14 protein-coding genes, 1 pseudogene and 1 CRISPR repeat array are annotated in these 21,646 nt (G+C 38.0%); of the genes and pseudogenes, 3 read left to right on the top strand and 12 right to left on the bottom strand.

What is annotated here, in order from left to right; translation table 11 throughout:
- Positions 1-14: 14 nt before the first annotated feature.
- Positions 15-1,994 carry a fumarate reductase/succinate dehydrogenase flavoprotein subunit gene (locus tag NQ505_RS05870; protein ID WP_009001187.1) on the top strand — a complete coding sequence of 660 codons (1,980 nt, stop codon included), beginning with the start codon at positions 15-17 and terminating at the stop codon, positions 1,992-1,994.
- 36 nt (positions 1,995-2,030) lie between these two features.
- The gene (locus tag NQ505_RS05865) at positions 2,031-2,786 is read left to right on the top strand and encodes a succinate dehydrogenase/fumarate reductase iron-sulfur subunit (RefSeq protein WP_009001188.1); all 756 of its coding nucleotides are present in this window, start codon (positions 2,031-2,033) and stop codon (positions 2,784-2,786) included.
- Positions 2,787-2,907: 121 nt separating this feature from the next.
- On the opposite strand, the gene NQ505_RS05860 is transcribed toward NQ505_RS05865, so the two are convergent.
- The 7 genes and pseudogenes from NQ505_RS05860 to NQ505_RS05830 form a co-directional block, all read right to left on the bottom strand.
- Entirely contained in the window at positions 2,908-3,747 is an 840-nt protein-coding gene (locus NQ505_RS05860; protein ID WP_009001189.1) for a helix-turn-helix domain-containing protein, read from the bottom strand.
- A gap of 345 nt (positions 3,748-4,092) precedes the next feature.
- Positions 4,093-5,085 carry a fimbrillin family protein gene (locus tag NQ505_RS05855; protein ID WP_009001190.1) on the bottom strand — a complete coding sequence of 331 codons (993 nt, stop codon included), beginning with the start codon at positions 5,083-5,085 and terminating at the stop codon, positions 4,093-4,095.
- 54 nt (positions 5,086-5,139) lie between these two features.
- Positions 5,140-6,092: pseudogene (locus NQ505_RS05850) on the bottom strand (DUF5119 domain-containing protein).
- Positions 6,093-6,149: 57 nt separating this feature from the next.
- The gene (locus tag NQ505_RS05845) at positions 6,150-7,427 is read right to left on the bottom strand and encodes a DUF3575 domain-containing protein (RefSeq protein ID WP_009001191.1); all 1,278 of its coding nucleotides are present in this window, start codon (positions 7,425-7,427) and stop codon (positions 6,150-6,152) included.
- Positions 7,428-7,658: 231 nt separating this feature from the next.
- Positions 7,659-8,147 carry an HU family DNA-binding protein gene (locus NQ505_RS05840; RefSeq protein WP_009001192.1) on the bottom strand — a complete coding sequence of 163 codons (489 nt, stop codon included), beginning with the start codon at positions 8,145-8,147 and terminating at the stop codon, positions 7,659-7,661.
- A gap of 397 nt (positions 8,148-8,544) precedes the next feature.
- Entirely contained in the window at positions 8,545-10,320 is a 1,776-nt protein-coding gene (locus NQ505_RS05835) for an oxaloacetate decarboxylase (protein WP_032854138.1), read from the bottom strand.
- 232 nt (positions 10,321-10,552) lie between these two features.
- Complete coding sequence (locus NQ505_RS05830) at positions 10,553-10,945, bottom strand: hypothetical protein (RefSeq protein WP_009001194.1); 393 nt, start codon at positions 10,943-10,945, stop codon at positions 10,553-10,555.
- 123 nt (positions 10,946-11,068) lie between these two features.
- Here NQ505_RS05830 and NQ505_RS05825 point away from each other — a divergent pair, with 123 nt between their 5' ends.
- Positions 11,069-11,293, top strand: a complete 225-nt coding sequence (locus NQ505_RS05825; protein ID WP_004322957.1) for a helix-turn-helix domain-containing protein — start codon at positions 11,069-11,071, stop codon at positions 11,291-11,293.
- A gap of 499 nt (positions 11,294-11,792) precedes the next feature.
- Here NQ505_RS05825 and NQ505_RS05820 read toward each other — a convergent pair whose 3' ends face one another.
- From NQ505_RS05820 to cas9, 5 genes are all read right to left on the bottom strand, one after another.
- A complete protein-coding gene (locus NQ505_RS05820; RefSeq protein ID WP_004324036.1) occupies positions 11,793-12,014 on the bottom strand; it encodes a DUF4248 domain-containing protein in 222 nt (73 codons plus the stop codon).
- 290 nt (positions 12,015-12,304) lie between these two features.
- A CRISPR array of direct repeats spans positions 12,305-14,727; the repeat unit is 47 nt; unit sequence GTTGTGATTTGCTTTCAAATTAGTATCTTTGAACCATTGGAAACAAT.
- Positions 14,728-14,835: 108 nt separating this feature from the next.
- Positions 14,836-15,168, bottom strand: coding sequence for a CRISPR-associated endonuclease Cas2 (cas2, locus tag NQ505_RS05815; protein WP_009001195.1), 333 nt, complete (start codon positions 15,166-15,168; stop codon positions 14,836-14,838).
- Positions 15,168-16,100 carry a type II CRISPR-associated endonuclease Cas1 gene (cas1, locus tag NQ505_RS05810; RefSeq protein ID WP_009001196.1) on the bottom strand — a complete coding sequence of 311 codons (933 nt, stop codon included), beginning with the start codon at positions 16,098-16,100 and terminating at the stop codon, positions 15,168-15,170. Before cas1 ends, cas2 begins: the two co-directional genes overlap by 1 nt.
- Positions 16,093-17,106 carry a virulence RhuM family protein gene (locus NQ505_RS05805; RefSeq protein ID WP_009001197.1) on the bottom strand — a complete coding sequence of 338 codons (1,014 nt, stop codon included), beginning with the start codon at positions 17,104-17,106 and terminating at the stop codon, positions 16,093-16,095. Before NQ505_RS05805 ends, cas1 begins: the two co-directional genes overlap by 8 nt.
- Positions 17,103-21,635, bottom strand: a complete 4,533-nt coding sequence (cas9, locus tag NQ505_RS05800) for a type II CRISPR RNA-guided endonuclease Cas9 (protein WP_009001198.1) — start codon at positions 21,633-21,635, stop codon at positions 17,103-17,105. Before cas9 ends, NQ505_RS05805 begins: the two co-directional genes overlap by 4 nt.
- Positions 21,636-21,646: the final 11 nt, after the last annotated feature.

Genomic DNA, 21,646 nt, shown 5'->3' with positions numbered 1-21,646 from the left:
TTGTAAATAATATTATGATCAAGATAGATTCAAAAATTCCAGAAGGCCCGGTGGCTGAGAAATGGACCAACTATAAAGCTCACCAGAAATTGGTGAATCCCGCTAATAAACGTCGTTTGGACATCATCGTTGTGGGTACGGGTCTGGCAGGTGCTTCTGCCGCTGCTTCACTTGGTGAAATGGGTTTCAGAGTATTCAATTTCTGTATTCAAGATTCTCCCCGTCGTGCACACTCTATCGCTGCACAGGGTGGTATCAATGCTGCAAAAAATTATCAAAATGATGGTGACTCGGTTTACCGTCTGTTTTACGATACTGTAAAAGGTGGCGACTATCGTGCCCGTGAAGCAAACGTATATCGTTTGGCTGAAGTATCCAACGCTATCATCGACCAATGTGTAGCTCAAGGTGTTCCTTTTGCTCGCGAATACGGTGGTACACTGGACAACCGTTCTTTCGGTGGTGCACAGGTATCACGTACTTTCTACGCTAAAGGCCAGACAGGACAGCAATTATTGCTGGGTGCTTACTCTGCATTGAGCCGCCAGGTAAACGTAGGTACTGTTAAACTGTACACTCGTTATGAAATGCAGGATGTTGTCATCGTTGACGGACGTGCTCGCGGTATTATCGCTAAAAACCTTGTAACAGGTGAATTGGAACGTTTCGCCGCTCACGCAGTAGTGATCGCTACCGGTGGTTATGGTAACGCTTACTTCTTGTCTACCAACGCTATGGGTTGTAACTGTACAGCTGCTATCTCTTGCTACCGCAAGGGTGCTGTATTCGCTAATCCTGCATACGTTCAGATTCACCCGACTTGTATCCCTGTACACGGTGACAAGCAGTCTAAGCTGACTTTGATGTCTGAATCTCTTCGTAACGACGGTCGTATCTGGGTTCCGAAGAAAAAAGAAGATGCTGTGAAACTTCAGAAAGGCGAAATCAAAGGAAGTGATATTCCGGAAGAAGACCGCGACTATTACTTGGAACGCCGCTATCCGGCATTCGGTAACCTGGTTCCGCGTGATGTTGCCAGCCGTGCTGCTAAAGAACGTTGCGACGCCGGTTTCGGTGTAAACAACACCGGTTTAGCCGTATTCCTCGATTTCTCTGAAGCTATCAACCGTTTGGGTATCGATGTTGTCCTCCAACGTTATGGTAACCTCTTCGATATGTACGAGGAAATCACTGACGTTAATCCGGGCGAACTGGCAAAAGAAATTAATGGCGTAAAATATTATAATCCGATGATGATTTATCCGGCTATCCACTACACAATGGGAGGAATCTGGGTAGACTACGAACTGCAAACCACTATCAAGGGTCTGTTCGCTATCGGTGAATGTAACTTCTCCGACCACGGTGCAAACCGCCTCGGTGCTTCTGCATTGATGCAAGGTTTGGCTGACGGTTACTTCGTATTGCCTTATACAATCCAGAATTATCTGGCAGATCAAATCACTGTTCCTCGTTTCTCTACTGATCTTCCTGAATTTGCTGAAGCAGAAAAAGCAGTTCAAGCTAAGATCGACAAGTTCATGAGTATCCAGGGTAAAGAATCTGTTGATTCTATCCACAAGAAACTGGGTCATGTCATGTGGGAATATGTAGGTATGGGACGTACGGCAGAAGGCTTGAAGAAAGGTATTGCCGAACTGAAAGAAATCCGCAAGGAGTTCGAAACGAATCTGTTTATCCCCGGTTCCAAAGAAGGTATGAACGTAGAGCTTGACAAAGCAATCCGTCTGTACGACTTCATCACAATGGGTGAGCTTGTTGCTTACGATGCATTGAACCGTAACGAAAGTTGTGGTGGTCACTTCCGTGAAGAATACCAGACTGAAGAAGGAGAAGCTAAACGTGATGACGAAAACTTCTTCTATGTAGCATGTTGGGAATATCAAGGTGACGATGAAAAAGCTCCGGTATTATACAAAGAGCCGTTGGTATACGAAGCTATCAAGGTTCAAACCCGTAACTACAAGAGCTAATCGGTGAAGTTAAACATTTAAAAGAATTAGAAGAAAATGGATAAAAATATATCATTTACACTGAAGGTATGGCGCCAAGCTGGTCCGAAGGCTAAAGGTGCTTTTGAAACCTACCAAATGAAAGATATCCCTGGCGATACTTCCTTCCTCGAAATGCTGGATATTCTGAACGAACAGCTCATCAGCGAAAGAAAAGAACCGGTAGTATTCGACCATGACTGCCGCGAAGGTATCTGCGGTATGTGTTCTCTTTACATCAACGGACACCCGCACGGTCCTGCAACAGGTGCTACTACTTGTCAGATCTATATGCGTCGTTTCCAGGATGGTGATACGATCACTGTTGAACCTTGGCGTTCGGCCGGTTTCCCTGTAATCAAGGACTTGATGGTAGACCGTACAGCTTATGACAAGATTATGCAAGCTGGTGGTTACGTGAGCGTACGCACAGGTGCTCCGCAGGATGCTAACGCTATCCTGATCGCAAAACCTATCGCTGACGAAGCTATGGATGCTGCTTCTTGTATCGGTTGCGGTGCTTGTGTAGCTGCATGTAAAAATGGCTCTGCTATGTTGTTCGTCTCTGCAAAAGTTAGCCAGTTGAACTTGCTGCCGCAAGGTAAACCGGAAGCTTTGCGTCGTGCAAAAGCTATGTTGTCAAAGATGGATGAACTGGGATTCGGTAACTGTACAAACACGCGTGCTTGTGAGGCTGAATGTCCGAAGAACATCTCTATCAGCAACATCGCCCGCTTGAACCGTGACTTTATCATCGCAAAATTAAAAGACTAGAAATTGCTAGATTTCGAGAGCGAGAGCTTAATTTGATTAATGACAGAATCCCCTGCCGGCTAGTCCGACAGGGGATTTCTTTATATATGAATGGATCATGATTATTATTAATAATCAATTATCATGAACGGTTTTGTCCACGCAAATTACGTGGAGAAGCGCCGAAAGATTTCTTACAGAAATTAGAGAAATGAGGTAAGGACTCAAAACCATATTTATAGCATATCTCGGAAATACTATAAGCAGAATTATTCAAGTCATCGAGAATACCCTCTTTACGCCTTGCCAGCATCCATTCATAAACTGGTTCATGAAAGACATTATTGAAAATACGACGAAATGTGCTAAGGGTATACCCTCCTAATTGGGCTAGTTCTTCTACAGTCTTTACTTTCTTATAGTTTTGGATAACAAAGTTGTGGAAACTATTGATGTACTTAGAGAGCGGATACACCAGACTCGAAAGGTCATAATCAGAATAATAATACCCCAACACAAATGCCAACTCTTTCCGCTTGAGAGACAACAAATCCCGACAGACTTTATTTCCTTTTAAATAAGTGATGGAACCCTTCAAAAAATATTGTAGTTCAGGAACTATCTTTATTGGGGAACAGATAAGTGGAGGTGATACATCTTTCATTATATGATTGAAACGAGAATCACAAAACAATTCCGGTTGAATAAAACGGTAATAGATGCACTCACATTCAAGCATGGCAAGCATCTCAAATGTAGAATCAATAGCTTGAAGTATAAATTCACCTTCTTTGAGCATGGTACCGGCATATTCCTTACTATTAACCAGCATTTCTCCTTTAATCAAGAAAAGAATAAAATTTTCCTCACACCTCTGAGCTGGTTTATGAAAACCACGCTGATAAATAACATGAGTAATAGCATTACTCACTGCTTTCGGACATATTTGACAATCCCAAGTTCCTTGACAAATAGATGGCATAAGCTGGCTGTGTTTGTATTTGTTTATGCTGCCAGCAAAATATATGAAAGATTTCATATAGCCATAAAAAATGGGAAGAAAAGTAAAAAATAGATTAGGTCAGAGAAAAAACAAACCACCAGATACACATTGACTGCAGGTGATATGACTACTGAAATAAACATAGGCTATTTATTATTTCATTGGATAATTAATAAATTGACATAAAGTATAATACTCTGTGCCATTTTTAAACCTACTCGAAATAATAAAAAAGCTTAGCTTTTCTGTTTTGAAAAACTAAGCTCCAAAATTCTTAATTTAAGGAATGTTCAAGCATTCTATATTTCCTATGACAACTAGTTATTACACTGTAGGAGCTTCAGGCTCTTTTTGTTGCTCCTCATCAGTCCATGTATCTACATCAGTAACATCCCATCCAATAGTTGCAGCATCATTTGTTAAAGACAATGTATAACGTATACTTTTACCTACTCCCCATACAGCATCCTTCAAGTCAACTTCTTTAGGAGTAGCTCCTGTCGCATACACCTCATCACCATTTTTATCAGTGACACTATAGCTTACTAATATTTTCCCTGCCGTCAATGTTTGAGGCAATAACATTAAAGATTCAGTACCAATATTTTTACCCGTTGTTGTCCCTTGAACTGCATTATTTGCAGTAACATCATCCAAAGGATAAGTATATTTTGCAGATCCTGCCAAAGAAATCCAACTATTATCAGCATATTTATATGTTGCTTTATTATTTGCTCCACTTATTTCTATTTTAGATACAGTATAAGTTAAATTATCAGCAAGTTTTGATTTTATAGCGAATTGAATCTGTGTAAGTACATGCGAAAATGTAAAACTAACATTCAAGTCTGCTTTTGTCTTGTTTGTTACCTTAGCCGTGAGCAAATCTTCTTGTCCAGATGCAGCATCAGCAATTTGATAATCAACCAATGTAGGATATTTATCTGTATCAGTAGCTGTTAATGTTAATGACTTAGAAGAAGAATATGCAAAGAATTGAATATTTCCCTTAGAAGGCCAGTAATATGTAGCAGACGTCCATTTACTAGTACCAGAATCCCATGAAACAAGTGCATTCTCTATTATCGACTTATCAAGAGTTCCAGTTCCAACAACAGCATCACCTGTATTATATGCATAAACATGAAAACCTTGATCTTTTAATCCTTGAAGCTTCATCTCCGTAGCTCTTGTAGCATTACTAACTATACTCTCAAAGTTTATGACCGCTTTCTGTCCTGCATTCTCAAATTCTTCATTCTGTGAGCAACTCGTAATTGCTAAAGCAGCTGTTACTGCCAATAAAATTTTCTTCATAACTGTATTTTTTAAAGTTTATAATATTGTTCTATTTTGTTTATAACATCTATTTTAAATCACAGGTAATTCAACATTATCTTCCGGTCCCCACCCATCAACATTGCCATCCATTCCTCCACCCCCATCAGGATTCGGCGGTAACTCTGGCTTATCAACCTCAATCTTATCATCAGGCGGTAACTCAATCTCCGGTGGAGGGTCCTGTTTTCCATCATCTCCTGTTCCAGTATCTTCAAGTGTCTCTATTATTTCAGTAACATCAATCGCTGCTTCTTGCACCGTATTATCCGTTCTGATAAATCTCAAGATCAACTCTATATCACCACACCACGGGAAGTTGCGCTCCCTGATTCTGATATTCGTGTCGGGACTGACATTTCCTTTGTCTGCTTGAAAGCTGTGAAACACGCCACTACCTTATTACCATCTTTCTTCACCTCAAAATAGATAGGCTGCCAGGAAGATGCTCCATGACCTTTACCAATGTGGTAACAATCAGATAGTCCGTTAATACACCCTACGATTGTTGTTACATACTCCAAACCTTTGACCTCTACCGCAAAAGAATATTTCTTCACTACCGATTCCAGTTTCCAATCCAAAGAAAGCACCTCTTCACTCTTATCTATTTTCAGTTCATCAATATTCAGCACATACAATGAGTCCGGTGACCAAACCATCTTTTCCGTTCCTGCAATTCCTAAACCATTGCAGTTTCCTGTATAAGCCTCTATCGTTTCATAGGACTCTTCTCCTCGGATACGTATGGACTCCGTATTATAGTTGTAAGCTACAACCGAGTATCGTCCCGGAGGAACTTTCATTTCTCCACCCCGTACCGAAAGGTACCTGTCCACTTTTTTACCCTCACCATCTTTCGGATAAAATATAACCCGGATACCTTCTGGTAATTTATCTGTTACTCCATCCCAGTTTAATGAAATTTCTACCCCACTTACAGGATAATCATCCAATATATCGCGACGGCTACACCCGTTTAGCATCAGCAGCGAGGACAGAAGCACAAGAAGCATGAATCTTGCATTTCGCATAACGCCCTCCTATCTCTTTGTTGTTATCAACCATACCAAAGAAACTTTTGCTTTGGTAGGACCAATAAAGTTATAACGCCCACTATTTGTCCATACAATATCCCCCTCATAAGGAGTATATTTCTTATATTCTGTTGTCAAATACCCTATGCCAAGACTGAATTCAAGGGAGAAGTGCCGTGCTAATTGCTTTGCATATCCATAAGTCACTCCAGCAGCTCCATAGTACTTACCCTGATACCCATCTCCACGTAACTGGAAATCGTATATTCCACCTTCAGCATAAAGTCCTATAAAATGTCCGGTCAATCGGTTACGTTTCTGCCGGTTTCCCAGCCAATAACGTCCTTCCATCCCTCCAGAAAGGAGCTGATAGCAGAAATCGTGTTTACTATTCAACCACCACGGACATTTATATTCAGTATTCAAAGACCACCTCTTACCTATTGGAATTTCTATTTCTATATTCGGAGCCAATGCCAAATCATATAATAGATTGTTCTTTACTGCAAGCACTGTTTGGCTTTTCACCGGCTCTTCTGCCTCCGACATATCGACCTCACAGGTCTGTTTATCATCACTTTCTCCCACAGGCTTATCAGGTTGATTCTTCGGAAGCGCCTCTTCCTGATTCGAAACAAACAACCCGGAGACAGAAGATACCGGTTCAAAAACCTCTCTATCTATTATCGCAGTTTCCCCGACAATCGTTATAACAGACCGCCTCAATTCCGGAAATACATTACGAACCATATATCGGTAGGCGGCTCCCCGATTTAGCTTACGCAACAGTCGCTTTCTTTTGGCGATATCATCCTTATGATAGTCGATCAACATCAGCACTTCTTCCCGGTCGGGTAAGTTGGTGTCAGATGCCACCAACTTACGAAACTCCAACCAATCCTCTCCCTTTGAACAAAAATGAATCTTATCAACATTATTAACTAATTCATATCGCCTCAAGAATTCCTTTATCGAGTTATTTCTCTTAGTAACCAAACTTTTATTATAAGACTCGTCACCATCAGGAGAAACAAAACTTACTACATTTAACGCTGTTATATATTTCGTATCCAAGTTTCTGGACAACAAGGAATCCAATGCAATAATTACCTGATTATTATCCCTATAATAAGGATTTACATTCGTTTCATTCGCATCAAAATATATCACTACCCGTCGGATTGTATCATTTACAACAGTAAAAAATGGCACCGAAGCATACCCACTTTCTGGAAGGCTTAACAAAGCCATAAGAATAGCCAAGATAAAGATACCATGTTTCATTGTCGTTCGTTTCTGTTGACAAATATAGAAGTTAGAAAATAAATCAAATCATACTTTCAGGAGAAAACACAGGCCCTGAAAGGTTCTGTGAAACGATTGAAACGATTTTGCAAGTTTGAGGAGTATAAAAGCTGAAAATCATATAAAAAGAATGCACAGATTACCGATTAAGAATCGATTCTCTGTGCATTCACTAATTAAAGGCTTGCTTTAATACAAAGTCCAGTCCAATTATGCAGCCGGGTCCGGTGCTTCCCCTTTGCCATCATCGCCCGAATCAGGGTTACCCCCATTATTCCCCCCATTACTACTTCCGTCCGTATAATCCGTTTCAATTTCCGCACGGCGGGTAATACTCATATCTTCCAACGTATTTTTGAAGATTTTTCCCGGATAGAATAAGATCTTTCTCTGAACGATCGACTTGGATAAGACCTCCTTCTCGTCATCCGTACTCTTAGCACGGATAGTAGGAGTGAAGATACCAAACTCACCTATCTGCACGCTCTTTCCATCATCAATATCCTCCGCCATCTTGTCCACCAGACCACTGACGACCAAATCTACCACTTTACGATGGACGCCACAAAGCTCACTCACTTTCCGACACATTTTTGCAAAACTCACCTTACCAGAACGAACCGATTTTGCCACATACTTTTCGTTTTTGTCTTTGTCAAAACCGAACACTCTTTTTGTTACTACGTACCCTAAACCCATAATTGTTAAAGTTTAATTGGTTAAAAAAATAAAGGTTATCTGTTTGTCATTCTCTTTGTTTGAATGACTCTGCAAAGGTATATCAACCGTAAAACGTCCGGTCCCCTTTTGTCTCCTTTATGTCTCCTTTCATCGTTTGGAATCAATTATCATCGGAAGAGAATATTGCTAGTTATCAACAGGATATATCAAAGAATTATTTTTTTCATAAAATGCGTATTTTCTATATTCAACACTCTAACTTATCAATGGATAGCCATTGAAATCCTAACAGCTAGAAGCCTTCCTGTAACTTTTACATTGAATGTCTACAAACAAAGAAGGCTGCAATCTTTTACGAGATTGCAGCCCGATTTTTTATTGGAGACCCTCTATACCCTAGCTCTTATAAGAAGTCTCACGCAAAGATATCGCTCCGCAGAATATAACCGATAACATCTCCCTTACGTACGGTAGCGCCTTGTTGTGCACATATTTCCACCACACGTCCGGTAAATCCAGTCAGAATCTTTTCATATTCTCCCCATGGAGTAGAAAGATAACAAAAGACTTCGTCATGCTGATATTTGCGTCCGATGAAAGGAGCAATGGATGGACCCTCTACGGAAACTTCCCAAAGTACCTGCCCGTTATCAGGAGCAATGACCGGGTCTGCCTTGGCACGTTTCAACTTCTTGATATCTTCCTCGGAATAACCACTCTTTGCCATAGATGCATCCTTAGCATGTTGTAATTCATCCTCAAAACGTTTCTTGGCAACACCCGACTTATAATCGCGATACTGACGATCGTGCATAGCCAGTTCAAAAAGTTCCTCGTCATCCTCTCCATACTCCCAGCCATTCTCATCCATTTCCTTGCGATAATCATCCAAAGCATCCGGATAATTCAACTGTGGATCAGTATCGACAAACTCATATCCTTTAGACTTCGCCAATTCTATAATCTCCGGAGCAAGCGTACCCGGCAGACGTCCACTCTTACCCAGAATCATATCCCAGGTATGGTTGTCTATCATTGTCCAGCGCTCTTCCCCTTTTACCAATTGCATAAGATTCATCAATGCAACATTCTTCACATACTGACTGAAAGGAGTCACCAAAGGAGGATAACCCAACTTAGGCCACACATATTCCACTTCGTCGAAAAGCATTACCAGCAAATCGTCAAGACTAAGTTCTGGTTCGTTCTTACTCTTTAATATCATATTGATACCGGAATGCACTCCTTTCAAGTCTGCCATCATGGAACCCATCATACCACCCGGCAAACCACATTTCAATAAAAGCGAAGACATATATTTGTTGGTAGGATCCATGAAGTAACCCAGAAAGTCATCTATGAATTCCTGCGTCATCGCACGAGCCTTCATATATGCTTTCATATTAATATCCGGAACCTGAAAACCTAAATCTTTCAACATTGCCTGTACCGAGATTACGTCCGGATGCACTTTGCCCCAAGACATCGGCTCCATAGCTACATCAATGATATCCGCACCATTCTCGCAAACCTCAAGGATAGAAGCCATAGACAATCCCGGCCCACTATGACCATGATATTGAATCAATATATCCGGATGTTTCTCCTTGATAGTCCTGACCAATTGCCCCAACATACCCGGACGACCGATACCTGCCATGTCTTTCAAACAAATTTCAGGTGCACCGGCCTCAATCAGCTGATCGGCAATTCGGGCATAATACTCAACGGTATGCACCGGAGAATACGTGATACAAAGAGTTGCCTGCGGAATCATACCTGCTTCCAGAGCATATTTAATGGAGGGAATTATGTTTCTCGTCTCATTCAGTCCACAGAAGATACGTGTGATATCCACCCCTTGTGCATGCTTGACTTTATACATCAATTTACGCACATCCGCCGGAACCGGATACATACGCAATGCATTCAAACCACGATCGAGCATATGCGTTTGAATGCCCGCTTCTTTAAAAGGTGCGGTAAAAGCACGGACGGCTTTATTAGGATTTTCACCGTACAATAGATTCACTTGCTCAAAAGCACCTCCATTCGTTTCAACTCTTGTAAAACAGCCCATCTCAACAATCAATGGAGCTATACGTACAAGCTGGTCAACCCGAGGTTGATACTTACCGGAAGATTGCCACATATCCCGATAAACAAGACTGAATTTGATTTCCTTTTTCATCATAGCCAATAATAAGTGATTTTTTCTTTGGTTAACTTCACATATACAAATATAAAGGTTTGTTTTGACATATAGTCAAAAGTAACCTTTAAAAAATGGGCAAATAGAGATGTTTTACATCATAATGAAAGTAAAATCCTCTCAAACGCATCTTAACAATATAAATAACAAATCAAATTGTCTAATGTTCAGATATATCCCCTTAAGAATCCAAAGGCTTCACGAAATTTATTCATACTAAGGTTTGCACGAATGCAAATCGCTTTTCAAAGTCATCATTCGGTATAAAAAGGGTAAGATAACCATCAGGCATAATCCATCTATCATGGAGTTTATCATATTCAAAATTACTATTGCAATAATTAATATAAGATGTTATATTAGTGGAGTCATTAAGATAAAGAATAGATTTATTACAGATATCATTTTCTAAAACACAAACTAAGACAGCATTGTCCACTACAATCTCAATGCCTTTACTTGCTTCCTCCCTAAACAAGTATTCATATATACACATCTCTTTTTTAAAAAACAATCTTTGAATGCGGCTACTTGTATTAGTGAGCACGCTTCTTCCCACATACAGTAAATTTTCAAAGTGTGAATGCAATTTAAGAGTATCCATTTCATCATTTTTTATTGTTATTACTTTGCTAAATATTTTATGTTCAACACTAAAATCCACAATACAATCATATATGATTGCAGGTATGCAAATATAAATACTTTTCTTTGAAAACAATCATATATGACAGAAATTATGCTCGATAAACAAAAAACATTAAATGAGATAGGTACTAGAATTAGAAGATTACGAGAAAGTAAGAATCTATCTATTCAAGAGTTTGCAGATAAGCTTGAAATAGAATACAATAATGTCATTCGAATAGAGAAAGGAAGAACAAACTTCACTATTGGTACTCTTGTAAAAATCGCTAATACATTAGAGGTAAATTTAAAAGATATAGTATAGTCATTAAAGATAATGATATGTGGCTATATACTTTATTATATATAATCATTTGTACAATAAAGTATATAGCTGCCTAAATTTCAAGCAAACTTATTAAGTCTTAGTTAAAGCTCCACAATTTCTCAACAAGGAAGTTATTTCAAAATACAGCTCAAACACTACTACCAACATTACCAGTTTGAGAAACATATTATCACAAGTTCCATACTTGTTAGATAAAACGCCCTCAAATGTCACAATTATTAACCACACAAAGAATTTAATAAAGAAACTTCTCATACTGTTCATTTCAGGACACCGAAAAAAGTTTATCTTTTCTGCATAAACGACTTTTGAGTTTCTAATAAGTTCTCAAGGAGTTTATTAAAAACGGTATCCAAGTTTATTAAAAAACCGAATGTAGCTTTCAGAAGGATTTACATTGAATTTATGCAACAAAAAAGACTGCAAATCCTGTAAAAGGTTGCAGCCTCAAGCTTTTCTTCGGGTCGTCTATACCCTAATCCTCATAAGGATCTCCTAGATGTTTTGTTATAATCTTATACTGTTTCATCGTCAAATAACGATGATTATACGGCATATAACCAGTCGGTACAAGCTCTTTGGTCAACGGGTTACAGTCTTTAATCCATCGGCTCAGACAACGCACTGCATTTTTACTGGTCGTACATCCGGGGAAGTACAATGCAGCTAATACTGCAAAAGATAAGATTCGTCTCATTTCGTTTTTAAAGTTTTAATTTGTCGTTTCATTGTTTCTTTCGTTCTACAAATATACAACATCAAAAAGCGTTTGTCAAGTCATTTGGGATTTTATCGTTAATATAAAGGAATACCCACCTTTATTAACCCAATTACTAAGCAATTGAAACAGATTGAGCATTCTCAATATTTAACACTAGAATTAAGTCTAATGCTCACAAAAGGAAACTTAAAAATACTTATACGAAAATGACAATCTTTAAATCACAAGAAATAACATATTTATACTAAAAAGAGATGCATGAATGGATTGTGATTTACTTTTAAATTAGTAACTTTGAACCATTGGAAACAATCCAGAAACCAAGCCTTTTTCAAAGCTTCACGTTGTGGTTTGCTTTCAAATTAGTATCTTTGAACCATTGGAAACAATCTTAGGAAACCTTTCTAAAGCACTGGACTGTTGTGATTTGCTTTCAAATTAGTATCTTTGAACCATTGGAAACAATACAAGTTGGCGGACGCCGTAGCGGAAGCAAGTTGTGATTTGCTTTCAAATTAGTATCTTTGAACCATTGGAAACAATCTTAGGAAACCTTTCTAAAGCACTGGACTGTTGTGATTTGCTTTCAAATTAGTATCTTTGAACCATTGGAAACAATACAAGTTGGCGGACGCCGTAGCGGAAGCAAGTTGTGATTTGCTTTCAAATTAGTATCTTTGAACCATTGGAAACAATACATGCTGTTAGACGAAGGACTATGGGACGGTTGTGATTTGCTTTCAAATTAGTATCTTTGAACCATTGGAAACAATCATGTTCTGCCAAATATTATTGACTTCCCGTTGTGATTTGCTTTCAAATTAGTATCTTTGAACCATTGGAAACAATAATCGATAAAGGTAAACGCCCGATCACGGGTTGTGATTTGCTTTCAAATTAGTATCTTTGAACCATTGGAAACAATAGTTTGTTCGGATTCATCAAGATACTTATGTTGTGATTTGCTTTCAAATTAGTATCTTTGAACCATTGGAAACAATTATACGTATCGTAGCGCATACGCCCGACGGGTTGTGATTTGCTTTCAAATTAGTATCTTTGAACCATTGGAAACAATACCCAGACTTAAAACGCACATCAGCAGGTAGTTGTGATTTGCTTTCAAATTAGTATCTTTGAACCATTGGAAACAATTCGAGGCTAGGCGATCGGAGACAGCAAGCGGTTGTGATTTGCTTTCAAATTAGTATCTTTGAACCATTGGAAACAATCCGTATAATAATATATCTTTGTGACGATAGTTGTGATTTGCTTTCAAATTAGTATCTTTGAACCATTGGAAACAATGAAATGGTTTACTGACCACGGGATAGCCGGTTGTGATTTGCTTTCAAATTAGTATCTTTGAACCATTGGAAACAATTCAATACCTCCGTACTCCTCGCATTCCTTCGTTGTGATTTGCTTTCAAATTAGTATCTTTGAACCATTGGAAACAATACAAGTTGGCGGATGCCGTAGCAGACGCAAGTTGTGATTTGCTTTCAAATTAGTATCTTTGAACCATTGGAAACAATGTGTGATCGCAGCCGTTCCGCCCGCTTTACGTTGTGATTTGCTTTCAAATTAGTATCTTTGAACCATTGGAAACAATTCAATACCTCCGTACTCCTCGCATTCCTTCGTTGTGATTTGCTTTCAAATTAGTATCTTTGAACCATTGGAAACAATACAAGTTGGCGGATGCCGTAGCAGACGCAAGTTGTGATTTGCTTTCAAATTAGTATCTTTGAACCATTGGAAACAATGTGTGATCGCAGCCGTTCCGCCCGCTTTACGTTGTGATTTGCTTTCAAATTAGTATCTTTGAACCATTGGAAACAATTTTAATCAATTTAATATTCTAAGGTATGGGTTGTGATTTGCTTTCAAATTAGTATCTTTGAACCATTGGAAACAATCATACGTTAACAACTTTGTAGAGCTGTCTGGTTGTGATTTGCTTTCAAATTAGTATCTTTGAACCATTGGAAACAATGACGTGACGAACGCGTACAAGCCGCTAGGCGTTGTGATTTGCTTTCAAATTAGTATCTTTGAACCATTGGAAACAATGAGGAGTTTTTAGACTTGATCCGCGATGAGGTTGTGATTTGCTTTCAAATTAGTATCTTTGAACCATTGGAAACAATCCGACGTGGTTATGTACGAGGCAGCCGCACGTTGTGATTTGCTTTCAAATTAGTATCTTTGAACCATTGGAAACAATTTCATAGCGTCTAACCGGGCTAGCTCACTAGTTGTGATTTGCTTTCAAATTAGTATCTTTGAACCATTGGAAACAATTTTGCGCCTCTAGATATTTCTTGATAGGGTGTTGTGATTTGCTTTCAAATTAGTATCTTTGAACCATTGGAAACAATCGGAACGGCTGCGATCACACCGGACGACGTGTTGTGATTTGCTTTCAAATTAGTATCTTTGAACCATTGGAAACAATGCGTCTATTTTTATGTGAAAGATACCGGTGTTGTGATTTGCTTTCAAATTAGTATCTTTGAACCATTGGAAACAATCTATCATTATCTAGTTCGCTATCTGTTAAGTTGTGATTTGCTTTCAAATTAGTATCTTTGAACCATTGGAAACAATAATTTGTTCATCAGGGCATTGGTGATGTGGTTGTGATTTGCTTTCAAATTAGTATCTTTGAACCATTGGAAACAATACATTTCATATAATAAAATGTAATTCAATTAGTTACAAAGAAGATTAGAAAAGAAAAAAGAAGACTGTTTCCAACACAAAATCTCGCATTAATGCGAGATTTTGTGTTCTAAAACAATTCCAATTGCTGCCCTGGTGTATTGACACTCTGCGCCTTCTTTCCATAGAAAAGTTCTATGTCCCCAAATTGTTTATCCGTAATACACATGACTCCGACATGCCCTAGTTCCGGAAGGAAAGATTTAACTCTTTTTATATGTACTGCTGCATTCTCGCTACTAGCACAGTGACGTACATAAATGGAAAACTGAAACATCGTAAAACCATCTTTTTGCAGATTCTTTCTGAAATCCGCATAAGCCTTCTTTTCCTTCTTCGTTTCAGTTGGCAAATCAAAAAGAACGAGCACCCACATTATACGATATTCACTAAGACGATCCATTACCGTTCGGGATAGGCAACTCGACGAAGCTCTCCATTGAAACATTTATAAAGTGAGGCAGTAGTTTGCCCCACAGCAATCATCAACGGACTGCGTTTACCTCCAATTATTACTTCCAATGTCGGAATAATAAGCAATCGCGTTTTCACCTCTTTCGTTAGCTCCACACCCATTCCATACTCCTGTATCAAGCTAAATACTAATTCATCCACATAAGGACGATAAGGTTCCATAATATCATCCGCCAAGCAATAAGCATTGTATCGATTATGATGATGGATACCCAAAGTAGGAAGTAATCCACTTATTACCAACCCACGTGCTACCACTGCACGAAGAATTGCATATCCGTAGTTTAATAGGTTATTTGGAGGAATACCTTCACGATCTCGCGTAAAACCGTCAACATCTGCAAATAAAGATTTCCAATAATATGCAGCAGCACGTGCTTCCAAATTATCAGGGTCGCCACTACGTACATCAGCTGCCCACACGCGCATACACTTTACCTCTTCATTCATACAATCTTTGAGCACAGATGCTTGGTTGTTAATCTTCGCCTGAATAGTTTGTTGCCAAAGTTGTTTCTTCAACGGCAACGAAGCGTCTAATTGTTCACGAAAACGCTCATTCTGCGTTGTATTTCCATAAAGAGGAAGCATCAGTCCAACTGGCATACTCTTACTATCGCAAGTGATTACAGAGCAAGTGTTTTCAAGCAAAGCCTCCAACACACCGGAAGTGATGGTGATTTGCTTGTTATCCAAAACTACAATGCCAATGTCTTCTATAGGTTTTGTCACTTCCGCCTGCTTTTTCAATACTTCCGGTAAGGCCGTTGCTTTTTCCACATCAGGCAATTTAATAACTAACTGCGCATTGCGCAACGACAGATAAACCGGATTTCCGAAATAAAGTGTTTTCTTAATCATGATTCATTCCTTTCAAAAGTTTATCAAAGTCCGATTCGTAATTCCGAAGTTGCCTAGTATGAAACTTGTCATATTCTTGTTCCGCCAATGCTTTGGCGACCTCATGGCTCACCTGCCCACTATGTTGCAATACCGCTTCTTCGTTAAATTGCAAGAATGCATCTAGCTTCTTCACCCAATCTTTCATATACATCACCTGTCCTTTTTTCGCTTGACGTTCTGCATAATCCAAATACATCGAAACAATACGATTCAAATCATCCATTTCAGTTTCATTGAGATAGTTCTTTGCGATGGATACATCCGGTTTACGAATCATCCCGTTAGGCGCATTTTTCCAAGTAGTCAATCCCATATTAGGTTTCTCTGCATCCACACGGGCAACAATTATCTCCGCTGCCGTCTGTCCGGAAATTGCCCAATGCAACTTATTCTGAACAGTTGCAAAAAACGTCTTTGTCACCTCGCTACCAGCTTCGTAATCAGCACTACATTGCGAATAAATATCAGTTATCTTCTGATAAAAACGACGTTCACTGCTACGAATATCACGAATACGAGCCAATTGCTCCTCGAAATAATCTTTGCCGAATAGCATTTGTGGATTTTTTAATCGCTCGTCGTTCATGGCAAAACCCTTAATCAAATATTCTTTCAGTACGCTGTTTGCCCAGATTCTAAAATGTGTGGCCTGAATGCTGTTGACACGGTAGCCTACGGATAAGATAGCATCAAGATTGTATAGCTTCGTTTGATACTTTTTACCATCAGCAGCAGTTAGTGCAATTTTTGCACTAACTGAATCCTCCTGCAATTCAGCCGTTTGAAAGATATTCTTCAAATGTTTTGTCACTACGCTTCTATCTACTCCAAACAATTGCGCAATCTTATCCTGTGTCAGCCAAACTGTTTCATTAAAAATATAGATTTCGACTTTCACTTCTCCATTACTGTCTTTGTAAAGAAAGAAATCAGAGGGAATTGGGGTGTTATTGTTTTTATTCATAAGCCAGATATTCCTTTAACATTTCCTAATCGATCAACTTTTAGTTTTATACAAACGTCTTTAATCATCTCGCCAGTCAGACTCCTTCCAATCTTATTCAATGACGAATATTCAACTTTGTTTACTATAGGACTTGCTACATAATAAGGAACAAAATGGCACTCTGAACCTGTACAACTTACCATTTTATAAATTCTCTTCCGTTGTTCATTATTAAGTTGGTCCAAATTAACAGCGTGAATGTTTTCTCGTTCATCCTCTATAGGCACATATACCAAATCATTAGGAGATAAATAAAATAATAGACTATGTTCCTTTCTATTTTTTTCCGGAACCACACTTAATCCTTGTTTTAAACGTTCTATTACGATATTTAAAGGTATAGTTTCATAAGAACGAATACCATTTTCATCTACATATATAGCAAAGAACAAATTGGTTCCCTTTGCCGCTTCCACATATTTGTCTTTCTTGTTTCCTTTTACTCCAACAGAGAATTTATTACCAATTGTTTCATAAACACGAACTTTAAATATTGGAAGATGCAACTTCCCTTCATTAAGCTGAATGATATTCTTGTTCATCTCCTCAATACCTTCAGGAGAGAACGCAATTTCAACCTTATTCCCTTTTGCCTCTAAATGATTAAGCAAGATTTTTTGTATGCCAGTGTCTGTTACAGATCCTTGAATAAACTTTTCTGTAAAAGATGTATCTACATTTTTTCGCACCGCCGCATTTTCTTCATCAAAATAATACATTTTTACTTTTGATACATCTACTTCTCCAAACTGGTACTTCCGATCTTTAAAATATCGCAAGATTGTATCCACATCAAATTTACCATATTGACAGGTAAGCCGTTTTATTTCTTGTTTTAGCTTTTTATCGACTATCTTTTTCCAATCTTTTAAAGCCTCACTCAAACGCACGGTTTTTCTTTTACGAAGTGATACTTTTGCAAATACAGTTTCTTTGTGTAGAGGTTTACGAATTGCCCAATTAAGACCTTTCTGGCCTACCTTTATCTTTTTACCGTTTTCATATTTCGTATATATATTGGTTGCCTTATTAATTATACGCAGGTTTTGTTTAAAGCTAACAATAATTTTTTCCAATTCATTACGGGCATCAACAGTGAAATTATCCCATGGCTTTTTAAATTCTTTCGGAATATCTTTTGTTACATTGTTCTTTGTTTGCGGGTCAATATATGTCACTCGCTCAAACAATCGTAATTTTCGTTGTAAATCATATCGAATTGTATCTGTATTTGCATGTTTATTGTTTAACAGATTGACATGGTCACGAGTTGCACAGGCTATTACCAAAGCATCCATTGCATGATGCCGATGATCAATACGCTTCTTTTGAAACCCTTTTGATAGTTCTAATGGAACAGTAGGTAAATATTTTTGATGTTGTTCATTCCAACTGGTGAATGCGATAGTCTTTGCCAACTCATTCATCCGCACAAAACGAGGAAGAATCAAATCATTCCAAACATCATTCAACCCCCAATCTTGTTTCAACATAGTTGTAATCTTGCCATTTACAGGAAGTACATTTTTTGAATTTACTCCATTGTCATTTTCTTCTGCACGTACAAGATTTGACAGAAGAGGGAGAACAAATTTGCTGATGTAACGTGTATCATTCATTTGGCGTTCTATCATCTTTTCAGGTATTTCTTCCAATAGAAGCTTTGTCCTCTTGGAACGATTATAAGCATAATGCTGCTTTACAAAATTCTGATACGCTTCCTCATCAAAGATAGTTACTTTTTGTCCAAAGCCTGTTTCCACAATCTGCCCATGGTAGTTTTTTATAAACTCCAACCCTAAACATTTATCCTTCAATTTATTTACAGCGGCCTCACAAATTACTTTATTACTGAAACTATCATCATAGTAACGAGATTTTGGAATGATATGCTCAATCTGATATTCTTCGGTAAAGAGCTTCCCTAACGGGATGACCTTACCCGTATATGGAGAACAATATTTTTGCTCCAACCATAGTTTGTAGCGTTGTAGCTCTGTCGTTGTGGGTTGTGCAACCCTGCTTATTTTCTTTATATCTTCCTTTACCTTTTCATCCTTTTCGTTATCAAGCCCAGTGCTAATTGCATACTCTTCATATATTTTCAGAATATCCTGTTGCGTGGGTGAATAAGGACGGACATTTTCAACCTCCAATTTGCCATCAGAATTATTCTTTAATTCCATTAATAATGCTTTGATTCGCAAATTGGTATTCTCATTTTCTGTTACAACATTAACTATTTTTTTCCTTTCGTCAGCAGTGTTCTTCATATCACGTCCAAGCTCAACATGGATTTCACTAAAAAAGTTTTCTGCTCCCTGTCCGTATTTTCGCCAAATATCTCTCACTACCCGTAAAGTTTCCGTAATTATTTGTTCTACAATCGGATTACGTAAGGAATGCTGTTTAAACTCATTCAAATACTTTTCTAAATCAGCAACCGAATGCCATTTTCCTGCAATATCTGCTTCTGAATGTCGCCCATAAACAAGATATTGAGCCAACCATAACTGTAAACCTTGAAAATCGTTTTCATTAGTTAAAGCAATAGACTTTTCACGAACTATATCCTTAATTTCCTCATCATACTCGCCTGTGATTATTTTGGATATTCTATTTTGGGTATTATTATCAATATCATTCCATTTCCAGTATTTCCCCAAACGCATCAAAGGTAACAGTTTCTTTATTGCTTTTTCGGAGAATGATCCATATTCATTTTTAAAAGGAGGAATTTTCTTGAAATTATCTACAAAAGAAGCAATATCTAAATCATACTTTTTTGCAAAAGTTCTCAACGCTTTCTCAAACTCATTTTTATCTGTAACAGAATAAATGATATGCCAAAGTTTTTGTTCTATTTCTTTTGTAAAGAAATTATCTGGAATATTTTCTACTTTAGCCAAACGTGTAGAAATCATCGTTTTTGTTTCACTGCAAGGATATATCTTATCTTCAACATAATTCCATCGATATGCCTCTGTCTTTACCTGTTTTTTCAGACCTTTTGCCTTTATCAAATATTCAAGCAAAGGTTTCTGTTCTATACTTTTCCTATTACTTAAGAAATCAAATAGCTGTTCTTTATCTTCAATGTTTGCAATAAATTGCAAAGTAACATCTTCGTCATCTTCCTTCCGATATATCTTCAAATTGTACAGCCATTGCCATATACGGAATTCCTGATAAAGAGGATTGGATTTTGAAATGACCTTCAGATACTCTTTAATATTATTTCCATCTTTATCTTTGTATGTTTTAAATTCAAGTATGCAATCACCTATCGCAGACTTCTGACTCCGTAATGGTCTCTGATAAAATAAAATATCGTCCAAGAATAAATGAACAAAATCTCTTTTACTTAAAATAAATTGGTACGTCTCATTACTCCGATATAACTCTCTTACACAGTCGTTGTATAAATCTTCATCTCTCAATTCGGGATGAAACTCTCTTTGTTTCTCAAGAATTTGTTTCAGTTCATCCTTGTAGAACTTACGTTCGATTGTCCGTACAAGCTTTCCACGAACTTTTTGCATAGGATTTTGCAGTAATGTCTCATAGACATACGCACCAACTGTTTTATGAGACTTTTCTATATCACTCTCCGTCTTCTTTTTCAACAATACCCAATCATTTTCGCTTGGCGCACGAAAAGACCGCTTTTCTATTCCTTCCTTATCTTTTTTAACCGTCCCGTCGTCGTTCAAATCTGTAGTAACAATAAAATCACGTGTTTTATCTTTCCATCCAAATAACGGAATCTTACTGGAGCGACGATAAATCCAGCCGTTTTCTAAATGTAAAGAATACCATATATCACCTTTACTATTCGGTTTTTCATCGGCTATGACATCCACTATTTTCAATGAATAATATTCTACTAATTTATTAGGGTTCTCTTCCTCTTCTTCCCCTCTTAATTGATAATATCCCCGTTTCTGATTGAAATTTAATAAAATCCAAGCTAGTTCTTCCTTCTCTATCTCTTGAGAAAGAGCTTTCTTACGCAAATAATAGATAGTCCAATCATATGGGATTTTTTTATCTTCTCTAACCACCCCCTTATTCTTAAATTCTTCTATCATTTCATTAAAAGACTGTTGAAAAATAAACTCGAACCTCCCTTCATCATTTTGTTTCCAAGCTAGTTTGGGCTCCTTTTCGTCAAAAAATTGTCCTAATCGCTTCTCAAAATCTATTTGAGAAGCATAATGTTCGGGTAAAAACTTCATCATATTCAAAACACGAATCAGACGCTCACGACGTAATAATGCTCTTTCGCGCAATCGGCGTGTGCCACGATAGGCCGTTCGCGCAGCTGTTTGAGTCTCTACCGGATTCCCCCCACTGAAAGTATCCAACACACCCTGATCCATAGGAATAATCCGACTACCCATTCCTAAAATTCTCTGCTCTTCGCTGTCAACCAATGCCCAACCAATACTGTTGGTTCCCAAATCCAGTCCTAATATTCTTTTCATATTTGCCCTAT

Origin of the sequence: Bacteroides sp. D2 (genome assembly GCF_025147085.1) — a bacterium.
GTDB lineage: Bacteria > Bacteroidota > Bacteroidia > Bacteroidales > Bacteroidaceae > Bacteroides.
Note: the sequence above shows the minus strand (reverse complement) of the source record. Positions and strands in the feature narration are given on the sequence as shown.